This is a genomic window from Candidatus Buchananbacteria bacterium (genome assembly GCA_013359225.1).
Taxonomy (GTDB): domain Bacteria; phylum Patescibacteriota; class Patescibacteriia; order Buchananbacterales; family UBA6539; genus JABWCG01.
This window is the reverse complement of sequence record JABWCG010000001.1, coordinates 529,110-551,376: the sequence shown is the minus strand read 5'-3', so window position 1 is coordinate 551,376 and position 22,267 is coordinate 529,110. Positions and strand designations below refer to the sequence as shown.

General features: G+C 42.7%; 16 protein-coding genes and 2 tRNA genes. 12 read left to right on the top strand and 6 right to left on the bottom strand.

Translation table 11 applies throughout. From position 1 onward, the window contains the following. Positions 1 to 22 precede the first annotated feature (22 nt). From HUU49_02885 to recG, 6 genes are all read left to right on the top strand, one after another. Positions 23 to 616, top strand: coding sequence for a hypothetical protein (locus HUU49_02885; GenBank protein ID NUM25549.1), 594 nt, complete (start codon positions 23 to 25; stop codon positions 614 to 616). Between the two features lie 36 nt (positions 617 to 652). Then, positions 653 to 1,306 carry a ComF family protein gene (locus HUU49_02880; protein NUM25548.1) on the top strand — a complete coding sequence of 218 codons (654 nt, stop codon included), beginning with the start codon at positions 653 to 655 and terminating at the stop codon, positions 1,304 to 1,306. A 101-nt stretch (positions 1,307 to 1,407) separates the two neighbouring features. Further along, a tRNA-Ser gene (locus tag HUU49_02875) sits at positions 1,408 to 1,495 on the top strand. 33 nt (positions 1,496 to 1,528) lie between these two features. Next, positions 1,529 to 2,032: a hypothetical protein gene (locus tag HUU49_02870; GenBank protein ID NUM25547.1), complete on the top strand. Its 504-nt coding sequence runs from the start codon at positions 1,529 to 1,531 to the stop codon at positions 2,030 to 2,032. A gap of 5 nt (positions 2,033 to 2,037) precedes the next feature. Further along, positions 2,038 to 2,114 (top strand) — tRNA-Arg (locus HUU49_02865). 14 nt (positions 2,115 to 2,128) lie between these two features. Continuing rightward, positions 2,129 to 4,201 carry an ATP-dependent DNA helicase RecG gene (gene recG, locus HUU49_02860; protein NUM25546.1) on the top strand — a complete coding sequence of 691 codons (2,073 nt, stop codon included), beginning with the start codon at positions 2,129 to 2,131 and terminating at the stop codon, positions 4,199 to 4,201. Between the two features lie 2 nt (positions 4,202 to 4,203). Here the strand turns inward: recG and radA are convergent, their stop codons facing one another. From radA to HUU49_02830, 6 genes are all read right to left on the bottom strand, one after another. Next, entirely contained in the window at positions 4,204 to 5,544 is a 1,341-nt protein-coding gene (gene radA / locus HUU49_02855; GenBank protein ID NUM25545.1) for a DNA repair protein RadA, read from the bottom strand. Between the two features lie 5 nt (positions 5,545 to 5,549). Then, positions 5,550 to 6,824, bottom strand: coding sequence for a hypothetical protein (locus HUU49_02850; GenBank protein ID NUM25544.1), 1,275 nt, complete (start codon positions 6,822 to 6,824; stop codon positions 5,550 to 5,552). Between the two features lie 83 nt (positions 6,825 to 6,907). Next, on the bottom strand, positions 6,908 to 7,858 hold the full coding sequence (locus tag HUU49_02845) for a hypothetical protein (GenBank protein ID NUM25543.1): 951 nt from the start codon (positions 7,856 to 7,858) through the stop codon (positions 6,908 to 6,910). A gap of 4 nt (positions 7,859 to 7,862) precedes the next feature. After that, positions 7,863 to 10,349, bottom strand: a complete 2,487-nt coding sequence (locus HUU49_02840; protein ID NUM25542.1) for an ATP-dependent Clp protease ATP-binding subunit — start codon at positions 10,347 to 10,349, stop codon at positions 7,863 to 7,865. A 3-nt stretch (positions 10,350 to 10,352) separates the two neighbouring features. Then, complete coding sequence (locus tag HUU49_02835) at positions 10,353 to 11,249, bottom strand: M48 family metalloprotease (protein NUM25541.1); 897 nt, start codon at positions 11,247 to 11,249, stop codon at positions 10,353 to 10,355. Between the two features lie 71 nt (positions 11,250 to 11,320). Then, entirely contained in the window at positions 11,321 to 11,875 is a 555-nt protein-coding gene (locus HUU49_02830; GenBank protein ID NUM25540.1) for a LemA family protein, read from the bottom strand. A gap of 217 nt (positions 11,876 to 12,092) precedes the next feature. On the opposite strand from HUU49_02830, the gene HUU49_02825 reads away from it, so the two are divergent. From HUU49_02825 to HUU49_02800, 6 genes are read left to right on the top strand one after another with little or no spacing between them, the layout of a single operon-like run. Then, positions 12,093 to 15,767, top strand: coding sequence for a tail fiber domain-containing protein (locus HUU49_02825; GenBank protein NUM25539.1), 3,675 nt, complete (start codon positions 12,093 to 12,095; stop codon positions 15,765 to 15,767). A gap of 56 nt (positions 15,768 to 15,823) precedes the next feature. Next, positions 15,824 to 16,759 carry a hypothetical protein gene (locus HUU49_02820; GenBank protein NUM25538.1) on the top strand — a complete coding sequence of 312 codons (936 nt, stop codon included), beginning with the start codon at positions 15,824 to 15,826 and terminating at the stop codon, positions 16,757 to 16,759. An 18-nt stretch (positions 16,760 to 16,777) separates the two neighbouring features. Continuing rightward, entirely contained in the window at positions 16,778 to 19,234 is a 2,457-nt protein-coding gene (locus HUU49_02815; GenBank protein NUM25537.1) for a hypothetical protein, read from the top strand. A gap of 8 nt (positions 19,235 to 19,242) precedes the next feature. Then, positions 19,243 to 20,391 carry a pilus assembly protein PilM gene (gene pilM / locus HUU49_02810; GenBank protein ID NUM25536.1) on the top strand — a complete coding sequence of 383 codons (1,149 nt, stop codon included), beginning with the start codon at positions 19,243 to 19,245 and terminating at the stop codon, positions 20,389 to 20,391. Positions 20,392 to 20,394: 3 nt separating this feature from the next. After that, positions 20,395 to 21,645 carry a hypothetical protein gene (locus tag HUU49_02805; protein ID NUM25535.1) on the top strand — a complete coding sequence of 417 codons (1,251 nt, stop codon included), beginning with the start codon at positions 20,395 to 20,397 and terminating at the stop codon, positions 21,643 to 21,645. Between the two features lie 3 nt (positions 21,646 to 21,648). Next, the gene (locus HUU49_02800) at positions 21,649 to 22,266 is read left to right on the top strand and encodes a hypothetical protein (protein ID NUM25534.1); all 618 of its coding nucleotides are present in this window, start codon (positions 21,649 to 21,651) and stop codon (positions 22,264 to 22,266) included. Position 22,267: the final 1 nt, after the last annotated feature.

Below are 22,267 nucleotides of genomic sequence, written 5' to 3'. Positions count from 1 at the left end.
TTAGGAAGCTAATTAGAAATATATGACGAGAAGAAAAAAAATTATCATCGGAGTTATCACTGTTGTCATCATCGGAGTTATTGCAGCTTTTTTGTGGTGGTGGTTTACCAGAGCCAATCTTAACAATCCGGTAAATCAGAATGTTAATCAAAACCCAAGTGAAATTCAAGTTCCAGCGACTTTACCGACTGCTTCGGCTGGTTTGCCAGACACTACCGGCGTGCCCGAAGAACAAAAAGATTCCCAGGCAGAATTGAAAGCTATCGCCTTTACTTTTGCTGAACGTTTTGGAAGCTACTCAAACGAAGTTTATTTCAGCAATCTTGATGACTCAGCGGATTTGATGACGGCTAAAATGAAAGCTTGGGTGGAGAATTTTAAACTTTCTCAGCGCCAGGCGGATAACTCCGAATATTATGGTGTCACCACAAAGGCAATTGCCGCCGAGATTTCAGAATTTGATCAGGATTTTAATCGTGCGGAAGTGATTGTTTCAACACAGAGGTCTGAATCAATTGTCTCAACTGACAATCCAAGAGCTTTTTATCAAAAGTTAAAGTTGTCAATGACTCAAGTTGATGGTGCTTGGAAAGTGGACGCGGCCGAGTGGCAATAAACAGTAATAAAATCAACGTAGCGCTTGGTATATGCTATGTTGATACGAGAAAAGATTTTGGATTTATTTTTTCCCCGGCAATGTTTGGGATGTAACAAAGATAATGAATTAGTTTGCAGTGATTGTTTAAAAAAAATAAAAATTAATCCGGATATTAGCAATAGTTATTTTGTTACTGATTATACCGACGGAGTTTGGGTGATTTCCGATTTTAACGATCCGTTGTTGCAAAAGATCATTTACCATTTTAAATACCGATTTGTCAGGGAGCTTGGCTTGAGTCTTGAAATAATTTTGGAACAATATCTGACCCGTTTGATTCTCAATCAGGCGTTGCCCAAAATTGATTTGGTCGTTCCGATGCCAATTTCGAAAAAACGTTTATTGTTTCGGGGCTTTAATCAGGCAGATATGTTGGCCGCAACAGTTGCCCGGCAGGCAGATATTAACTTTGAAAATAATATTTTGATTAGAAAAAATCGAGAACCTCAGGTCGGAAACGATGCCCTAGAAAGAAGGCAAAACATAAAAAATGTTTTTAGTTTGATTGATGCGCAGGCTGTGAAAGGAAAAAGAGTATTAGTTATTGACGACGTTCTTACTACCGGTTCGACGATTGATGAGCTTTCTAGAGTGCTTAAACAGGCCGGTGCTAAAAGGGTTTGGGCCTTAGTTATAGCGAAAAATTAGGGACTTTACAAGAGCAGTTTTGAAGTGTTATACTATGATAGTTTTATAGGAGAAATTAATACGGTTCACTGCTTATAAATTAGCGGTGCCCCTCAGTCAATGGAGAGGTGGCAGAGTGGTCGAATGCGGCACACTGCTAACGTGTTAACCCCCAAAAAGGGTTCGCGGGTTCGAATCCCGCCCTCTCCGTTGAGTGAGGGGTAATCACCGTGTTAACCAACTATGGAAAACCAAGGACAAAACCAAGAACAAAAAGACTACGGCCAGGTTCATTTTAGTTGGCAATTTCATGAGTTTGCTCAGCACGAAAGAAGCAAGAGCTGGTATTTTTGGGCTGGGGCAGCAGTTGTCTTTTTGGTTGGGTATTCAATTATTAGTTCGAATTTTTTGTTCGGCCTGATCATTATTATCGCCGCCTTGACAATTGTAATGTTGCAGCGTAATAATCAGGAAATTGAGTTCAAGATTGCCGAAGATGGAATTGTGGTCGGTAAAAAGTTTTATGAGTATAAGCGATTAAAAAATTTTTATATTATATTTAATCCGCCGGAAGTAAAAACACTCTATTTTGAACCAAAAAGTTTTTTTGAGCCAAGAATTCCTGTTGCTTTAAATGATCAGGATCCGGTCAAAATCAGAGAGGTTTTACTCCAATACTTAGAAGAAGATATTGATCGTGAAGATGAACCGGTATCGGATCAGACTTCGCGGATGCTGAAGTTATAATTTCTGTCCTCGTAGCTCAGTTGGATAGAGCGCAAGCTTGCGGAGCTTGAGGTCGCAGGTTCGAACCCTGCCGGGGACGCCATTAGTTTTGTCACAATGAAGTTAACATTGACCACGCCAGTATCACAGATCACGCGCGTTGGAAAGACGACTGCTGATCGCTTAAAAAGACTAGAAATTGAGACCGTCAACGATCTCATTTTTTATTATCCTTGGCGGTGGGAAGATTTAAGTAAAATATCAAAAATCAGTGAGCTTAAAACCGGAGAACTTTCAACTATTAAGGTTAAAATTCAGCTCTTAAGCAGCCGTCGTAGTCTGGCTAAAAGAAAAATTTTGACAGAAGGTTTAGTGGCTGACGAGTCCGGATCCTTAAAGATTGTTTGGTTTAATCAGCCATTTTTGGCAAAGACGTTACAAATCGGAGATGAGGTGTACTTCTCCGGCAAGGTTGACTTCGGTCGTTACGGGTTTCAAATGACTAACCCGGTTTATGAGAAGGTAACTAATGGTTCAACCACCCATACTGCCAGAATTGTTCCTATTTATCCTTTGACTCATAGTTTAACTGCTAAACAAATTCGATTTTTAATTAAATCAGCGCTCGTGGCGGTGGATCAGGTAGTTGATTTTTTGCCTCCAGAAATTATTACATCATATCGATTAATGAGTTTATCAGAGGCATTGCGACAGATTCATTTTCCCGATAATCAGCAATTGCTTGATCAAGCAATTCGCCGGCTAAAATTCAACGAACTGTTCTTATTTGAGTTGCGGGTAATGATCAACCGTTCGGAAATTAGGCAAGAAACTGCCGAAGTTGTTTTGTTTAAAGAACAAGAAACAAAAGATTTTATTTCTCAACTTCCCTTCAGTCTAACTAATGATCAGCGTAAAGCAGCGTGGCAGATAATTTCTGATTTGCAACAGTCGCGACCCATGAATCGCTTACTAGAGGGGGACGTCGGGTCGGGGAAAACTCTAGTAGCGTTGTTAGCAATGTTGAATGTGGCTAGAAATGAAAAGCAGAGTGTTTTAATGAGCCCGACTGAAATTTTAGCGAGCCAACATTACCAGACAATCAGCAAACTTTTTTCCAATTCAAACATCAAAACCGGTTTATTGACTCGATCTCAGAAGCTAATTAATAACGAAAAAGTTTCCCAGTCAAAAATGCTATCGGGTATTAACTCTGGTGAAGTCAAAATTATTGTTGGAACACATGCGTTAATTCAGGAGAGTGTGAAATTTAATAGTTTGGCGCTGGCAGTTATTGATGAACAGCATCGTTTTGGTGTAACTCAGCGCAAACATCTTAGGGAGAACTCTGGCAACAGTGCAACTACGCCCCATCTTTTGTCAATGACGGCAACGCCGATTCCTCGAAGTCTAGCTTTAGCGTTATATGGTGATTTAGACCTGTCAATCATCCGAGAGATGCCTAAGGAAAGAAAAAAAATTATTACTAAGCTGGTTGAAGGCTCTAAGAGGAACGAAGCGTATGAATTTATTCGGCAGCAGATTGATCAGGGTCGCCAGGCGTTTATTATTTGTCCATTAATTGATCCGTCTGATACATTAGGGGTTCGGTCAGTGACTGAAGAGTATGAGCGTCTTAGTGGTACTGTTTTTTCTGATTTAACTATTTCAATGCTTCATGGAAAGCTCAAATCAATGGATAAAGAACGAATTATGGCTGATTTTTTGGCTAACAAAAGCAAAATTTTAGTTGCGACCTCAGTGGTGGAAGTGGGGGTTGATGTGCCAAATGCGAGTGTTATGTTGATTGAGGGTGCAGATCGTTTTGGTCTGGCTCAATTACATCAATTCCGTGGCCGCGTTGGCAGGAGTAGCTATCAGTCATATTGTTTTTTGGTTTCGGAACAAAATAGCCAAAAGACCGCAGCGCGTCTACGGGCGATGGTCAGCGCTAAAGATGGTTTTGAGTTGGCTGAATTAGATCTTGAACTGCGCGGCCCTGGTGAAGTCTATGGGACAACCCAGTCTGGCTTTCCAGAATTTAAACTGGCGACGTTAACCGATTATCGGCTAATTCAAGAGGCGAAAATTGCGGCCGAAGGAATAGTTAAAAAAGATAACCGTTTAGATGGTTATCCTGATTTGAAGTATAAACTAAAAGATTTTCTAGCACTCGTTCATCCGGAATAAAGCTAGATCATAAGTTTAATGGCATCGGCTAAGTTCTTGACTCGGCTGATTTTTATTTTAGAGTTTATTTTTTCGCCACTTTCGGGAATGATAATGTTTTTAAAGCCTAATTTTTCCGCCTCGCTAATTCTTTTAGCGGCTTGGTTTACTGGCCGAACTTCGCCGCCCAAACCTACTTCGCCAAAAACGACCATACTATGATCAAGTGATTTATTCTTTAGGGCGGAAACAATTGCCAGACAGACCGCTAAATCAATCGCCGGTTCGGAAACTTTTAAGCCGCCAACTAAATTAAGATAAATATCCTGGTTAGCTAGCTTCTGGCCGGCTCGTCGGGACAGTGTTGCACATAAAAGCTGCAGACGGTTTAGATCAAAGCCGTTGGTTTTACGCTGAGGATATCCAAAGACCGTTAGGCTGGTGAGAGCTTGGACTTCAAGCATGAAAATTCGCGAACCTTCAAGGGTGGCAGTAATAACTGATCCTTCGGCTGGTTTTTGCTCATCAAGGAAGATTGCAGACGGGTTTTTAATTTCGGCTAACCCGTGGCTTTGCATTTCAAAGATGCCGACTTCGGACGTAGAACCAAAGCGATTTTTAGCAGTTCGCAGGATACGAAACGAATGGTACTGATCGCCCTCAAGGTATAAGACAGTATCGACTAAGTGTTCAAGAGTTTTTGGACCGGCAACCTCCCCAAACTTGGTGACGTGGCCGATAATCATAATAGTGATGTTATTTTTTTTGGCCACTTCAAGTAATTTAGTGGTGCAAATTCGGACTTGATTGATGCTGCCGGCGCCGGAAGGTGATTCATTTGAATAGATTGTTTGGATAGAATCAATAATTGCTAACGCTGGCTTTTGTTCACTGATGGCCCCGATAATCGACTCAATATTGGTTTCGCCGACAAACCGGATATTTTGGTAATTAATGTTGAGCCGATCAATTCTAGTTTTAATCTGCTGTGCTGATTCTTCTCCGGAAACATATAACACCGGCTGGGTAACTTTTTCGCTAATTTGTAGTACCAGCGTTGATTTGCCAATACCGGGTTCTCCGCCAAGTAAAATTAACGAACCACGAACAAAACCACCGCCTAAAACGCGGTCAAACTCGTCAATGGTTGTTTTTAGCCTTTCGTAGTCGCCAGTTTTGATGTCGGAAAACGAAACAACTTTCGCTGCGGGAAAGTTGTTTTGGGTAGCGCGAGAACTGGCTTGGGAAGGCTGGAGCGATTTTTCCAATGTTCCCCACTGACCGCATTCAGGGCAGCGGCCCTGCCATTTAGGCGATTGACTGTCACAATTTGAGCAAATGTAAATTTCGGTGATTTTGCCCATAGATTTTACTGAAGCCGCAAGTTGTAGAGACGGCCGTCAGTTTTATTGGTGAAGTAAAGATAATTTCCGTCTTGGCTGACCATTAAGCTGTCAATGTTGGCATCCCCAGAAGGAGTGGCGATTTTTGAGCGAAGGCCGGTTGCTAGATCAATCTTATAGATATCGGTTGGAGAGGTGTCGGCCTGGTCAGGGAAAAGTCCGGCAGCAGCAGGCAAGGAAGTTGGTACAGCGCAATAAATAGTGGCGTTGTCCGCGAACGTGCATTTATCGGCCCAGGTTTCGATTTTTAAATTCTGGCGGTTGCTGCCAATATTTTCTCCTTGGGCGTCAACTATCCAAAGTGTTGGTTTGTTATTTGATGTTGAAGAGTCAACACTGTAAAGCAATTTATCTCCCTTGGTTGACCACTTGGTTTGAAGTCCACGACCTTCAATAATGGTTGATTTGAAATTTTCATCATTTTGGCCAAGAAAGTACAAATTTTGTTGGTCAAAATTTTTGTATTCAGTATACATGGCAATTACCTGGTTGTTTGGTGACCAGGACGGATAGACAGAGGCATCTTTATCTCCAAGGTGCTCAATTTTTTTAGCCTGTGAGCCGTCAGTGTTAGTGACTGCTAGCCAGCGGTTTTCTTCGCTGTCACCCATGCTTTTTACAACCAATTGTTGACCGCTGGGAGAAAAGTCAAAATCTTTCCAATGTTTTGGCAAGCTGACTTGTCGTCCGGTTTGGAAGTCATATACGATATTTGAGCCATCAGGATATTCAAGAACAACTTTATTGCGGTTTGGCGACCAAGTGATATTTTGTACTTCAAAGAATACTTTTTCACTTAATGCAGTGGTCTTGCCGTCACTGCCAATTTTATTAAAGAGGCCGGTGGTTTTATCATAGTAGATAACTCCAGTGCCGTCAGCAGTCATAGTCGGTTGGAAAGCGGGAACAGAAGTTAGCTGATTACTTTTGGTCAGCCCGCCGTTCGCGACTTCGGTTGGGGTAGGGCCGGTAGTTGGTGCTTGTGGCGGTATAGCCTGACTTGAGGTTGAAACGTTGGTGCCGGGAAGCGAACCATTAATGTTGCCGCCAATGGGAATATTGACGTTGGTGCCGGTTGGCGGCAATCCGCCTGGAGCGGTATTAACATTTCCAACACCACCCCCGCTTGGGCCGGTTGGAACCGCCGGGCGTAAAAAGAGATAATAAAGAAGATATCCCGCCAGAATAACAGTTAGGATAAAAATTATTAGGATAATAATTCTTTTCCAGTTAAAAGACATGATAATGTGTAAGTTAAGACTTTTAGTCAAATCCGTTACACTCAGTATACCATATTTTGGCTCAGAAAATAAGTAATACAAGTCTAGCTGGCCTTATCGAGTTGTCGTTTAAGTTTTTTGTTTCTTTTTTCAACCTGTTCCAGTTCTTTTTGCCGTTCGTTATTTTTTTTGTCCATTTTTAATTTGAGGAATATAGCCATTAAAGTATAGCTGGGAATAAGGCTTAGCCATGGAGTGATTTCAATTACAATAGTCCCTAAAAACCGCCGGACTAGCCATCTTTTAGTCCAGGAGCTTCTTCCAAAATAAAAGAAGAAAAGAAATCCCGATACAGCGAAGCCGATAATTCCTTTTAGGAGAGTGGTTAGGATTGCAGCAATCCCTACCGTGGCCGTTTCAGCGGTAACGCTTGGCACATCAATAACCAAGTCTTTTACGATACTTAAGGTTAAGACGAAAATAAAGGTAATGCCATCAAAATTATCTTTTGCGATATCCGACCGTAAAATATAGGCAAGGCGAAGACCCTCATAGTATGCCCGGAGATTTTTTAGATGGCCGTCTTCTAGCGAAGATAATTTTTCTAGTCTGCCGGCAGATGTTTTTAGCTCAGCTAAAAATTTTTGATCTGATTCGGACGCGTGAGATTCCGCTTTTTGTTTTGCCTGTTTTAAGGCATTAACAGTTGCCTGCTCTAGCTTTGGCGCCATTTTTTCAGCCGCGCCGCTAAGACCCTGAGATATTTCATCTTTGATGTTACTTTTCCCGGCAACAATCCTTTGAATAGCTTCAGTTGGATTTTGCCCGGTATAGTCTTGATAGCGTTGGCTGACAGCTGACAAATTGTCTGTAATTTTTTGGTCAATAAGTTCACTAGCTGCCCTTTTGGCATCTAATTGAATGGCTTTAAGTTGTCGCGAGAGTTCGCGATCACGCTGAGCGCTATCAAAACTAATAATATTATCAGACACTGTGGCCTGGTTGTTTGGTTGGGTAGATAAATCCTCAGGAAGTTGTCTGGCTGGGCTGGCCATGTGACTAGATAATTATTTTATTATCTTTAACGGTGATAGAGATTTTTTTAGTAACATCTTTTTGGGTTAGAATTTTGGTGGCAATAGGGTTCTCAATAAGATCTTGGATGTTTTTGCGGATTGCTCTAGCACCGATTTCCGGACTGTAGCTATGTTTAGCAATATACGTGGCTACTTTTGGATTAATGATAAGGGTAAGACTTTGTTTGTTTAAACGATCTTTAAGCTCTTCAAGATGAAGTTTGGCGATTTTAGTCATCGCTTTTTCACTGAGTGGTTGAAAAACGATAGTTTTGTCAATTCGGCTTAAGAATTCCGGCGGGAATTTATTTTTGAGTTTTTTAAACACTCCCTGCTGGATTTCGCTAAAGTTTTTTTCAATTTGTTGTTTCGCCGCCGGGGTTGTTTCTTGAAAACCTAAAGCTCCCTGGCGGTTAAATTCGTCTGATCCAAGGTTTGAGGTCATGATGATAATCGTGTTGCGGAAGTTAATTTTTTTACCAGCACCGTCAGTGAGGTACCCATCTTCAAGAATCTGTAACATTAGATTAAAAACTTGTGGATGAGCTTTTTCAATTTCGTCAAACAGTACCACCGAATATGGCCGGCGGCGTACAGCGTCGGTTAGTTTGGTGGTTTCTTTGTAGCCGACGTAGCCGGCCGGCGCGCCGATTAATTTTGAAATGTTAAAACTCTCGGCGAATTCCGACATGTCTATTTTTATTAAACTCTGAGCGCTGCCGAATACTACTTGGGCCAGAGATTTAGCCAGTTCAGTTTTGCCGACGCCGGAAGGTCCAAGAAAAATAAATGAGCCAATGGGGCGATTGGCGTTAGCAATGCCGGTGCGCGATCGCCTGATGAATTGCGCAATCGCCGACACAGCTTCGTCTTGATCAACAATTTTTTTTGATAATGATTTTTCAATTTTTAGGAGATTGGCCTTTTCTTTGACCACTAGGTCAGAGAGGGGAATGCCCGTAATTTTTGAGACGATTCTAGCGATATTTTCCGGCCCGATTTCCGGCAGTTTTCTTTTACTATGAAGTTGTTTTTCGCGTAAGGTTTTTAATTCAGTGATCAACTCCTGTTCCTGATCGCGGAATTTCAAGGCTAAGTTGAATTTTTCTTCTTTAACCGCCTGCTGTTTTTTTTCAGCTGTTTGCCGTAAGTTGCGTTCAATTTCCCAGATTTTTTTGGTTAGCGGATTGGCAACCGTCTTAATTTTGGTTTCTGAGGCTGCTTCGTCAATAAGATCAATTGCTTTGTCGGGCAAAAACCGATCATTGATATAGCGGTCAGAAAGTGTCGCGGCAGCAATGATTGCTTCATTACTAATGGCAACCTGATGAAAAATTTCATAATTAATTTTGACGCCCTTGAGAATTTCAATGGTTTTTTCTACGTCTGGCTGATTAACCGTGACCGGTTGGAAGCGTCGTTCAAGCGCCGGATCAGTTTCAAGCTGTTTTTTATAGTCGTCCAGCGTGGTGGCACCAATGCACTTTATTTCACCTCGGGCTAAGGCTGGTTTGAGAATATTAGCTGCATCCATTGAACCGGTTGCTGAACCAACACCGATGATATTGTGGATTTCATCGATAAATAAAATAATGTCCGGATTAGCTTTAACTTCACCGATAATTTGTTTGAGGCGGTTTTCAAATTCGCCTCGAAAACTGGTACCGGCAACAACCAGACTAAGGTCTAGGGCGTAGATTTTTTTGCCGATTAGAACTTCAGGCACGTCATTGTCAAGGATTTTTTTAGCCAGCCCTTCCACGATGGCAGTTTTGCCGACTCCTGGGTCGCCGAGTAGGAGTGGGTTATTTTTGTTTCGGCGCGACAAAATTTGAATAACGCGGCTTATTTCTTCCTGCCGGCCGATAACCGGGTCAATATTTTTTTGAATTTTTGGGTCGGTTAAATTTGTGGCAAAAACTTCCAGAGTTAATGATGGCGTCGCCACCTGTGTTGGCGGCTGAAAATAATTTTCCGGTTTACTTTCATCGCGAAAATAGTTGATGGCGTCGCCAAGATCGGGAAATTTTGAGGTGCTGTTAAAAATTACCCTGATCTGCTGTTTGATGTCGTCAGAATTAATACGTTGCTGCTTGAAAAAATCCGTAATAGTTGGGTCATTGGTGTCCAGAAGCGATGCCAGTAAATGCTCAGTGCCAATATATTTGTGGCGGTTGAGGCTTGCTAGCAGAAATGATTTTTCCAAAATCCGTTTAGTGGTCGGCGCAAGATCAATATTAGTAATGGTTTTATTGGCTTGATTAAGGGTGGTTAGTTGCTCTTTGATGTAGGTTTTATCAAGTTTTGACTTAGTCAAAATCTGTGAGGCAATGCTGCCTTTTTGCAGACTTAAGCCGTAGAGCAGATGCTGCGGAGTGATTTCTTTGTGTCCGGCCGCTAACGCAAAACTAAACGCCTGCTTGATGGCATTTTTTGAGTGAGTGCTAAATTTTTCAAAAATAGAAGACATAGTTTAAATCATTTTACGCAATGCCGTAACGCGCTCTTCAATTGGTGGATGAGTGGCAAATAATTTTGACATCATGTGTTTGGTCCGGCCAAAGGGGCTGGCAATATATAGGTGAGCGGTGGCATTATTAGCCCGTCTGATCGACATGCTCTCGCCGTCAATTTTTTCCAGCGCTTTAGCGAGCCCTTCCGGATAGCGGGTTATTAACGCACCAGAAGCGTCAGCTAAGAATTCACGCTTGCGAGAAATTGCTAACTGGATAATTTTTGCCAGAATCGGAGAAATTATTAGTAGTACCACGCCAATTACTATTAGGATAATTTGAAGTTGCCCGTTATGGTTGTTGTCTGAATCGCGTCGCGATCCAAACAGTTGGATCCGTAAAAACCAGTCAGACAAGAGCGCAAGCAGCCCGACTAAGACAATTACTACCGTCATCAATAGAATGTCATAATTTTTGATGTGGGACAGTTCATGAGCCATAACACCTTCAAGCTCCTCGTTTTCCAGTTTTTCAATGGCGCCGGTGGTGACGGCGACGGAAGCGTGCTGCGGGTTTCGGCCAGTGGCAAAAGCATTAATCGCCTGATCGGGAATGATGTAGACTTTTGGCATGGGTAAACCCGAAGCAATGGCTAAATTTTCAACAATCCGGTAAAGGTACGGGTTGTCAGTTTTATTAATTGGTCCTTTGGCACCAGCAGTCGCCAGCGCAATTTGGTCACCGTGGTAGTAGCTAGTACCGGCCATTACTAAAGAAATAATGGCCGCCACACCAACACCAATAAAGCTGCTACCGGAATACTCACCAAAGGCAAATCCGGCTAAAAGCACCACAGCGAAAAAAATCGCCATTAATAAAAAGGTTTTTTTCTTATTGCTATCAATTTGTTGGTACATTGAGTTTTGTTGGAAGCTTGAAACGTTAAACTTGAACGGCTGGTTTCAAGTTTTAAGATTTAAGTTTCAAGTTAGAATTTAACTTCGACGTTTTTTCGTTCAGTTTCGTCTGCTTGGAAGAATTCAAATTTAGTGAAGCCTAACATGCCGGCTACGAGATTATTAGGAAATACTTCAATCTTAATGTTAAAGTCTCGGGCGTTGCCGTTGTAGAATCGTCTGGCGGCTTGAATTTTGTTTTCAGTATCAGATAGCTCATCTTGAAGCTGTAAAAAGTTTTGTGAAGCTTTGAGGTCTGGATAATTCTCGGCAACAGCGAAAACGGACTTCAGTGCGTCGGTTAGCATGTTTTCCGCCTGGCCTTTTTCGGCAGCACCCTTGGCGTTGATAGCGGCAGCCCGAGCCTGAGTCACTTTTTCAAATAAACCTTTCTCATGTTGTGCATATCCCTTTACTGTTTCAATTAAATTTGGGATTAAGTCGTGCCGACGTTTTAATTGGACGTCAATGTCTGAAAAAGCTTCCTGGGTTCTAATTTTTAGCCTAATTAAGCTATTAAAAACCCCAATAAGCCACACCGCAATAACGGCTACGACCCCCAAAATTATCCATAATGTATTGTTCATAAGTTCTTTTCTCCTTGCTCCTGTTTTAGGAAGCTAAATTAATTGCTCAAAATTAAGTTTTATGGTAAAATTTAAATACGGAAATTTTATTTTTGTTTAAATAGATTATATAATAAACAGGGGGTTTGGTCAAAAGTATTTTTTCCCTAAACCATAATTTTTAATCATAGATTAATATAGATTCTCGGTGTTTGTAACGAGAATCGTGGGTAAATTTATGAAAAACCAAGTTAAACTAACAACAAAGTTTAGTTCAGTGGTCGTAATGGTGACGGTGTTTGCTGTCACTTTTTTTGTTACCAGTGCGGTGGTTTTGGCTCAATACCAAGGGCCTCCGGGTAACCCACCGGAAGGTAACCCTCCCGGGTTTATTTTTAACAGCTCCAGCCAGCGGCAAAATGCCCAAATTAATATTACCGGTCCGGCTAAGGTTGAAAGCCAGGTCATTGTCGCGGAAGGCACTTCTAATGAAGTAATTATCGGTCAGGGTGCGATCAAAACTCCCCAGGTATGTTTACCGCCTTATGATGCGGCAAGCTGTGTTAGCTCTTGGGATGGTGTTACTGGTGGTGGCAGTTTTTGGAGCCAGGACAGCCGCGGTTGGATTTATAACGACGGTGGTGACGATCCTAACGATCTTGGTTTGCGCGTTTATAACAGCGGCAAAACGCAGTTTCATTTTTTGAATGACTGGTTTGAAGTATATCCGTCTTTTGCTGAAGGCACGGTGGCTCAGGGCGGTACTGGAAGCGGCGATGGTGATCAATTGATTGTTAAGTGGGGTGATGATACCAACGACCAGTTGGTGTTTGTAAATAACTTGAATTATTTGTCGAGCGGTAATGACCAGGCGGTATTGACCTTAAAGCGAGATCAAATTGTTGCCAATCAGCCATTGAGCGTTACGGGCAATATTACAGCTTCGGGAACAATTTGTGACGGCACTGGCAATTGTATTGGTGAGGGTGGAGTGTTTGTTCCCGGTACCGGTGCTGGTTCAGCGACATATTTAGGACGAATGAATGTAACAGGAGCTGATTCAATTGGTATTAAACTCTCTCAAGACAAGGCATTAACGACCCTGTCTGACAGTAATACGTTTGCTATTACCAACGGTGAAATTGCTTTAAACAGGCTAAGCGCCCGCGGTACGATTGACGCTCACACCGACCTTTGTCTAACTTCCGCCGGGATTACCCAGTGCGGCCTGACTGTTGCCCAGCTGCAAAGCGCAGGGCTACCGGCAGCAATGTCGGCTACCAGGCCATTTAGAAGTTCGGGCGTGCCGCAGATATTAATTGACGAAGGTCCGGATAAAATTTCTCGTATTGAGTTATTGGGACAAAATGCTTCGGGTATTGTCGGTAATGTTGGTCCGAACAGCCGTTTTTCAGATATCAATGAGAAATTTGCTTTAGTTGTCGCCAACCCAACCTATCCGGGCGGGCAGGGTATTTGGATTAACACCGCTGACAACAATAAGTTTGGTTTTGTGGGTATCGGTGTAACCAACCCTCAAGCGCGACTTGATGTGGCCGGCACTACTTTCTTTAGATCAAACCCGACAACGGGTGGCGGCCAGGCGGAAATTGAAGCCTATTATAACGAAAGCCTTGCGTTTCCATCAACCGTGGCAGAACTTAACAATTCCAATCGTTCTAGTTATGGTGCTATTTTTGGTGGCGGTTTTCGGGTGAATGAATATTATGACGCGGCAACTGATACGATGAAAAAAACCAGACGCGGCCCTTCGGGAACAATTGAAATGAAAGAATGGGGAGACTGGATGTTTAGCGTGGTACCTGACGCGGCAGCTGGGGCTAATGCGAATACCGGCAGAAAAACTCCACTTGTTATTAAAAATGACGGTCGAATCGGAATTAACACTTCCGGCGGAAACTGGAATGACGGTACGGTCATGGATAGCGGTAATAACGGATTAACTATTAATGCGGTGAACGGCAATGCGCTTGACACCTATAGCGGCACTACCTATGCCAATCGTCCGCCATACGCTTATTCCGGTATTCGTTTGTGGGATAACGGTATCGGTTGGGGTACTGGTAATCAATATTGGGGCATTTGGCACCGAAGTGGTAAGGATGATGCTGGTGTCACGCTTGATAATGCGTTTCGGATTAACTATTACACCGGGGCGGCAAATGGTTCTCATGTTGAGGCCTTTAATATCAATCCTAATGGCAATACCGGTATTGGCGTAACTAACCCGGTGTCTGATCTTCATGTTGATGGGCAGATATTAGCCAGTGGTCTTGATGGAGCTCGCATGACTTTAGGTAATGGTCCAAGTAATCCGCTGACTTCAGACGTTTGGGTGATGGATAACTATTATTACCCAAGTAGCTCAAATTACAATAAGTTGTTTAGAATTTATCGCCAAGATAACTTGACTACGGCCCAAGCTGGTTGGCAGAATTTCTTCTTAATATCAACGAACGGCAATGTTGGTCTTGGTATAGTGCCAACTAATACCTCAGGGAACAAATTACACGTAGCCGGCAACATTAAAGCAAACGGAACAATCTGTGACGGCAGTGGCAATTGTATTGGTGCTGCCGGTGGCAGTTCAACTCCGGGCGGTTTAGGTTATGATGTTAATGCTGACGGTAAGGTAGATGAGGCAGATCAAACAATCGTGGTTAATTGTACGCTTGGTGTTGCCAGCTGTACCACAATTTACCGTTCAAGGTCTGATCTTAATCGTGACGGCAGTGTTAATGCGGTAGATGTTCAGATGATCATTAACGCCATTTTGTTCAATAAGCCTACCTGGGTAACTTCGGGTAACAATATCTATAATGCGAACGTTGGCAATGTCGGTATCCATACCGCTACCCCTAACGCCGAACTTCATATTTACAGCGGTGCTAATGCTGGTGAAAAGACTTATCCTAATTCTGGTGAATATGACGGTTTATTGGTTAACACTTATTGGAATACTAGTGATGCCAATTATGGCGTGGTTGATTTTGTGTCTGGGCGCTATACTAATTCTTCTAGCGGCGGCAGTAAAATTAGATTCTTTACTCAACCGCGAACCGGCGCGACTGGCGCGGTGCCGCCACAGGTTAGAATGGAAATTGATAAAGATGGTAGTGTTGGTATTGGCACTGCTACTCATGCAGCTGTTCGATTACGTACAGCGATTTCTGGGCAGAGCACTGAAGCGGTGGTCGGTACTAATAATACTCAAGATAGCGTAGCTGGCGTGGGAGACTCAGTCTGGGGCTCCTTGGCTCAAAACGTCGGTGGTACCGGCGGTTATGGTGTTGGTGTCTTTGGTTTTTCGGCTACGCCTAACGGTATTGGTGTCCAGGGATCAGTTACCAATTCCACGGGATACTCAGGGTACTTTACGGGCGGTCGTGGTGTGTACGTTGATAAACTTTGTTTTGCTAACGGCGAATGTAAAACCAGCTGGTCTGGCGGTATTGTTTCAGCCTGTACACCAAATTGTTCCGGCAAAGAATGTGGTGATAATGGTTGTGGTGGTACTTGCGGTACTTGTGCCACTGACGAAACCTGTAATATTTCGGGTATCTGCGAAGGTACTGATCCGAAATCAGACGCTCGGTTGAAAAATATTGCCGGCCGATACCAGTATGGTCTTGATGAAGTGTTAGCTTTAAATCCGGTGGTCTTTAGTTTCAAGGCTGGTAACCCGTATAACCTTTCAACTAAACAGCAGGTTGGTTTGATTGCTCAGGACGTTGAGCCAATAATTCCCGAAGCGGTTTCGTACGACGACAAGGGGTATCTCGGGCTAAATCAGAATTCAATTATTTACGCTATGTTAAATGCTATCAAAGAACAGCAAGAACAGATTGTGAAACTGCAAGTCCAGCTAGATGAGTTAAAGGGCACTAAATAAAGCCAAGATTAAAAATAATCTAAGGTTTTATAGTGTTAACTTCAAAACAAACACCAATGATTAAAAGAGTCGCGTTAACTTTTTGTCTGCTGACTGTTACGGCGTTAGCCGGAGCAATTTTAGTGCAGGCTCAAACAGTAACCCCGCCACCCGCTGTGTGTGGTGACGGTATTGTACAATCGCCAAACAGCGACGGGTTATTTGAGAAGTGCGACGAGTCTGGGGATACGCCGCGCTGTACAGCAAGCTGTGGCGCCAAGTTAATGGGCTGGGCCTGGAGTGAAAATTTTGGCTGGCTGTCTTTGAATAGCGATAACTGCGATTGGAAATATCTGGCGCCAGGGGTTTCAACTTCCGCTTGTACCGATCAGACAGTAACCTATTACACTCAAATTGATGCCAATAATCAGGTTACCGGATTTTCCTGGGCCGACAGCATCGGTTGGGTTTGTTTTGGTCAACAGTGTGATCCGTCCCGTATTTGTGAATTTGCCACTGGCGGGTGCAATCCGGCTGATTATGGTTCATTGATTCCATCCGGCGGTTGGGCAGCTACTGCTACCGCCAACGGTACCGATAATCCGCCGATTGTTGGCTGGGCTAAGGCCATTGCTTTGGGCGACAACGGCTTAATTTCTTTGGGTTGTGATGATAATTGTAGCTCGTCTGATTATCAGGTGCGCCTAACCGAGGGGGACTTTGGTGGAACGTGCAGCACACCTGTTAATTTGCCTGATGCCGTGGTCACCAACAGCTATTCAACAGTTAAAACTTCCGGCACGGTTACTAGTCACAGTGAAAGTGCTTCGGCGGCGTGGACTAATCCGCAAAATGCCGCTACCGAAGACGGCAGTGTTGCTCAGACTGTCACCACGCCAAGTACTCAGCAATTATCTGATGGTTTATGGTCCAGTAATTTCGGATTTAATATTCCGACAAACGCCGTGATCACCGGTGTTAAAGTTAAATTTAAAGTGAAAGCGTCTTATTGATCAAAAAGATTTTTGACTATGTCGATTAGCCTTGGAAAAAAAATTATCATTATCATCAGCCTAGTAATAGTAGCGCTGTTGCTTATAATCGGCATAACTCTTTGGCAGCACTACGATCAGCAGCGAGGTTTGAGCGAAAATGAGATTTTGAAATCACCTAAGGAAAAAATTTTAGCATACGGAATTATTGATGCAGCCGACACTGATTCGGTTGTAGTCTATAATTACGTTTCAGAGGTTAAGGTGCCGCAGGAAGTCTACAAAGGCTTGACGGAAGATATTACCAAGCGAACTAGCAATTCCCAGACTTTTCTTAAGGGAATCCAAGAAGCTGATAATGGTAAGAAAGAGGAGGAATACATCACTAAGTTTTATACCGCACCGGCGTTTGAGAAAAATGGCCGCGACTGGTATCAGATTGAAACAGCCACCACCACACCTGAAGCCTTTGTGGCTCAAACCAAGCTAACGCTTCTGGATCATGTTAAAACTTTATTTGGTCAGAAAGTTTTGGCCGTTGTGGTGGACATTAACGCGTTGGCGGGTGACGGTTACGTTGTTTATTCCGGTACTGATACAACCACCTGGGAAACGGTTCGGACTGCGACTGCCGGCACTTCGTCTGATCATACTGGTGCTTACGCCTATACTGGCGGCGGCGAATCACCTTTTAATAGCAATAGGTTTTTGTATCGGGCGTTTTTCCCGTTTGACACCTCAGCCTTGCCTGACGACGCGACAATTAATTCAGCGGCGCTGGTGTTAAATTCAGCCGTTAACTTTTTATATCCTGACGAATGGGGCTTTGTCACGGTTGTACAATCAACCCAGTCGTCGGTTAGTAGCTTGGGCGCTGCTGATTTTGGTTTGTGTGGCGCCATTAATAGTCCGGTTGAAGGAAGTAGCAGAGTATTTGGTACAGATATTGGAACCAATCCGGTTTTTTCTTTGCCGTTTAACACCACCGGCATTTCGTGGATTAATAAAACTGGTTATACCAAGCTTGGGCTACGCGAAGGCCACGATATATCGGGTGTGCAACCTAGTGGTGGTTTCGGAGTGTCCGACGTTGGGATATACACTTCAGAACAGGCGGGGACTGGGCAGGATCCGTATTTAGAAATTATCTATAATGCTGCTCCTGCGGGAACGTTTGTCAAAGATTATGATGTCAGTTTAGTAGTTAATGGCCAGGTGGTTGCCGGAACAAATCAGGCGGTTGGCGACAATCTGCCTAATGGTGCGCTTGATTTTGTAACCTACGGCGGGGCCGGCAATACTTGGGGAACTAATTTGACCCCGCAAGACGTTAACAATTCAAATTTTGGTGTTGCATATCGAATTAGGGGTGACGATTGGGTTCCAAGCGGCGCAGAGGTTGATTCGGTAGAAGTAACGGTATATTACGACGTCAGTAATGTTGTTTCCCAAGGACAAACAGCCGTGGCCTGCCAGGCCGATAGCGACTGTCCAACAGGAGATAGCTGTTTTATTGAGCAGCGTTTTGGTTTGGGTGGGTTTGCCTGGAATTCATTTTTGGATGGCGCCGGCACTCTCCGGGGACTTGGTTGGATTGAATTTGGTTCTAACGGTTTTACTGTTCCGCCATGGCTACAAACGAAATATGGGGATATTTATGCCAAAGAAGGCTTAACCGGCAGTGGTTCGCCAAGCTACAACGCTACGTATCGAATTTTGTCCGGCGGCGGTATTGTCAATTTCAGATCAGCTCGTGGCCAGGATGTTGTCAGCCCCTATTTTGGTCCGATTAACTTCCCAACGCCAGAAACCAGGTATTCAAATATTTTAGGCAAACTTGATTTAGACAGCTTGATTTGTGTGCCGACTTCAGGGAATACTTGCGTCAACGAGATTGGGCGTACAGTGGTAAAAATTAACAGTCAAAGCGACATTACTCAGCCGATGGACGGAAAGATTTATTATCGTGACGGAGATTTGACTATTAATAATTTTGTTGAGTTTTTAAATAGCACCAATTTTGTTAATGCGGCCGGCACAATTATTGTTAATGGTGACCTTACCATTAATGCCAATAGCAGTTATGACGATTCGGATGCCTTAACAAGATTTCGCAATTTAGCTTCCGTAGCGTGGATCGTTCGGGGTGATTTATACATTGCGCCAGGGGTTAGTGAGCTGGCTGGAAACTTTATCGTTATTGGTGACGGTCAGAATAGCTGCAGTCAGGAAGAGGGAGTATCAGTACCGGGATGTGGTGAAATCCACAGTTGCTATAATTCAACCGCCTGTCAGAATCGTTTGACGGTTTCCGGATTAATGATGGCCAGGAAGTTTTTCCTTGAACGAGAATTCCCGCTCGGTGATCAAGAGGCGACCTTTAAGGGCTCTGAAATTATTATTTATGACGGTCGACTGTTGGCGAATACGCCTCCGGGAATGGCGGATTTTGCTCAGAGTTTACCGATTTGGCGATCAGAAACATTTTCCAGATAAACGTAACTATGGGATTATTTTCTTCTTCACAAAGTTATTTAGGTGTTGATGTAGATACGAACAGCATCAAAATAGTAGAACTAAAAAATGAAGGTGGCCGTCCACGCCTGGTTACCTATGGGTTTATTGATCGGGAAATTGACAAGTCCGAGAACAAGGAAGGCGGCGATTCGAAGAATGAAACTTCAAAACTGATTAAACAGGTGTATTCTCAGGCTCAGGTGACGACAACAAAAGCGGTGACTTCGTTGCCGGCCTATTCGGTTTTTTCTTCAATTTTGAATCTGCCAGGGATGGCAAAAAAAGATTTGGCTACGGCGGTTAAGTGGGAGGCAAAAAAGGTCATTCCGTTACCAATCGAGGAAATGATTTTAGACTGGAAAATTTTGGAAGATTTCGACGGTGATCAGGTCACTGACGCTAAAAATCAAAACGGTAATGGTTCTGATAATCTCGATTCTGTTGGTGAATTGCGAACTAAGGGTTTTTTGAAAATTAAAAGCACGACCCCGAAAAAATACACTAAAATACTTTTGACAGCGGCGCCTAAAGATTTGGTGAAGCGCTACATTGATATTTTTAAGGGCAGTGGTTTGAATTTATTAAGCCTTGATACGGAATCATTTGCTTTAATCAGGTCGTTGGTTGGAAACGATAAATCGGCCCTGATGGTGGTTGACATTGGTTCGGTGGTAACTAACATTTCAGTTGTGGTTAATAGTATTCCAATTTTGAATCGCAGTATTGATGTTGGCGGTTTGACGATTACCAAAGCGATTGCAAACAGTTTAAATGTCAGCTTGAGCCGGGCGGAACAGTTTAAATATGATATTGGCATGAGTCCGGATCGTAAGGGACAGGGAAGCGTTCCTAAAACGATTGAACAAACCTTAACGCCGATTATTGATGAGCTCAGGTATAGTTTGAATCTGTATAAAAACCAAGGACAAAAAAATATTGAAAAAATAGTTTTGACCGGCGGGTCGTCATTGTTGCTTAATTTGCCCGAATACCTGTCCAGCTCCTTGGGCCTGAGAGTGTTTTTGGGTGATCCGTGGGCACGGGTAATTTATCCGGAAGAATTAAAGCCGGTGCTTGATGAAATTGGCCCACGATTTTCAGTTGCCATTGGTTTAGCAATGCGCGATATTGAATAATATATGCCAGAAATTAATTTACTACCAGACGATTTGAGAGCAAGGGAAAAAAAAGAGCTTGAAGCGGTTCGCAAAAAGCCTAAGATTTTTAGCGTTTCAATGTCGTCGCCAACTAGCAATAAAATTACTCAGCCGCTAAAGGCTTCCAAGCCATCTTTAATGAGCCGCTTGTTTGCTAAAAAAGTAGAAAAGCCGAATATGTCTTTTGCCGCTAAAGAGTCGGACATTAGCCCTTCGGATATTGAAGCAACCAAGCGAGCTGTTAGAACGGAGTTTACTATTCCAAAAATTTCTTTGAAAGAAAATGAGCCGGAAGTTAACACCCAATCATCCGTTAGTCAGGCTAAAAAATCAAGTTTGGATGAGTCGGTTGCCCGTGATAGTTCGTTTCGGCCGGTTGAAGAAGTTACGTTCAAGCCCGTCAAGCCATCTGAAACCGTGGTGGAGGAAATAGAGTCTAAAAAGCCTCAACAGGACAAGGCTGAAAAAAAAGAAAAAAAGAAATGGTTTGTTTTTTCATTTGGCCGTAAAAAACAGCTACCCGCCGAATCAAGAGTTGAAGATATAAATGACAATAAAACCCCTGAGGCTAAAACCGAAAGTAAACAAGAAAAAACTAGCCGGTTTAAAAAACATCATAAGGATAAAAAATCTAAGGGTCCTGCGGCCGGATTCTTAGACGTTAATTTGATTCCTGAAGAGCTGTCAAAACATCCGGAGCTGGAACTGCCCAGAAAGCTAACCATGAGCGCTATTTTAATTTTTGTGGTGGTACTTTTGGTGGTTGGGGCTTACTTTAGTATTACCTGGTACCAATTTAATATCACCAAACAGATTAATGATTTTGAAACAGAAATTTCTAATCTTGATAAACAAATCACCAGCGCCCAAGCCAGTAAAGATGCCGCCCTTGATCTTCAGCAGCGATTGAAGACAGTTAAGGATTTGTTAGATAACCATGTTTACTGGACCAAATTTTTTGCCCTGTTAGAAAAAAATACCGTTGATGAGGTGTATTTCACAAATTTTGCGATGACTGGTCAGGATAAGCTCGTGCTTGCGGCAGTCGGTAAAGATTATGAATCAGTCGCCCGACAATTAGTCGCTTTTCAGGAAGCAACTGATTTTGTTAAATCGGTTAGGATTGATTCAGCGTCAACAGAATTTGATTTTGAAACTGGAGATAACTTTGGTGTTAATTTCAACATTAATTTAGAGTTTCAGCCGGGAGTGTTTTTGAAACCTGGTAATTAATTTATGGCAAAGAATATTGAACAGAAAAAAACAGAAAAAAACAGTCAATTGAAATTGGCATTGCTTAAGTATCATAAATGGTTAACTCTAATCGTTATTATTATCATTATTGGGACGAGTTACTATTTTATTTTAGAACCAAAATACCAGCAGGTTGGTGTTGGTGGAAGTTATAACACCAAAACATTAGCAGAGGAGCTTGAAAAACGGAAAGACTACCTTAAGCAACTGGAAGAATTAAACCGAAATTTCACTCAGGTTAATCAATCCCAAATAGCGAAATTGCAAAAGATTTTGCCCGGAGAAAAAGATGTTGCTGGACTTTTTGTTCAGCTTGAGGCATTAGCAGAAAAAAATAACTTTTTGCTTTCCGGTATTACGATCACTGAGGCGGCGGAAGATGCTACTAAAAGTAAAGAGAAAATCAACCCCAGTACCATTAAAAAAATGAATATCAGTTTGACTTTGGTGGGTGTTCAAAAATCTAATACGTACGGGGAGGTCAAGGGTTTTTTGGATGATTTGGAAAATAATCTACGGCTGTTTGATGTTAATGCGGTTTATTTTGATTCAGAATCAACTGATTACACGGTTAATTTATTCACTTACTATACCGAGTAAA

Bases quoted from the DNA above. Each gene is read 5' to 3' on its own strand.
- HUU49_02835 (NUM25541.1), bottom strand. From the start codon at position 11,249: ATGTACCAACAAATTGATAGCAATAAGAAAAAAACCTTTTTATTAATG.
- HUU49_02840 (NUM25542.1), bottom strand. From the start codon at position 10,349: ATGTCTTCTATTTTTGAAAAATTTAGCACTCACTCAAAAAATGCCATC.
- HUU49_02800 (NUM25534.1), top strand. From the start codon at position 21,649: ATGGCAAAGAATATTGAACAGAAAAAAACAGAAAAAAACAGTCAATTG.
- pilM (NUM25536.1), top strand. From the start codon at position 19,243: ATGGGATTATTTTCTTCTTCACAAAGTTATTTAGGTGTTGATGTAGAT.
- HUU49_02850 (NUM25544.1), bottom strand. From the start codon at position 6,824: ATGTCTTTTAACTGGAAAAGAATTATTATCCTAATAATTTTTATCCTA.
- HUU49_02820 (NUM25538.1), top strand. From the start codon at position 15,824: ATGATTAAAAGAGTCGCGTTAACTTTTTGTCTGCTGACTGTTACGGCG.
- HUU49_02815 (NUM25537.1), top strand. From the start codon at position 16,778: ATGTCGATTAGCCTTGGAAAAAAAATTATCATTATCATCAGCCTAGTA.
- HUU49_02845 (NUM25543.1), bottom strand. From the start codon at position 7,858: ATGGCCAGCCCAGCCAGACAACTTCCTGAGGATTTATCTACCCAACCA.
- HUU49_02880 (NUM25548.1), top strand. From the start codon at position 653: ATGTTGATACGAGAAAAGATTTTGGATTTATTTTTTCCCCGGCAATGT.
- HUU49_02825 (NUM25539.1), top strand. From the start codon at position 12,093: ATGAAAAACCAAGTTAAACTAACAACAAAGTTTAGTTCAGTGGTCGTA.
- HUU49_02870 (NUM25547.1), top strand. From the start codon at position 1,529: ATGGAAAACCAAGGACAAAACCAAGAACAAAAAGACTACGGCCAGGTT.
- HUU49_02805 (NUM25535.1), top strand. From the start codon at position 20,395: ATGCCAGAAATTAATTTACTACCAGACGATTTGAGAGCAAGGGAAAAA.
- radA (NUM25545.1), bottom strand. From the start codon at position 5,544: ATGGGCAAAATCACCGAAATTTACATTTGCTCAAATTGTGACAGTCAA.
- HUU49_02830 (NUM25540.1), bottom strand. From the start codon at position 11,875: ATGAACAATACATTATGGATAATTTTGGGGGTCGTAGCCGTTATTGCG.
- recG (NUM25546.1), top strand. From the start codon at position 2,129: ATGAAGTTAACATTGACCACGCCAGTATCACAGATCACGCGCGTTGGA.
- HUU49_02885 (NUM25549.1), top strand. From the start codon at position 23: ATGACGAGAAGAAAAAAAATTATCATCGGAGTTATCACTGTTGTCATC.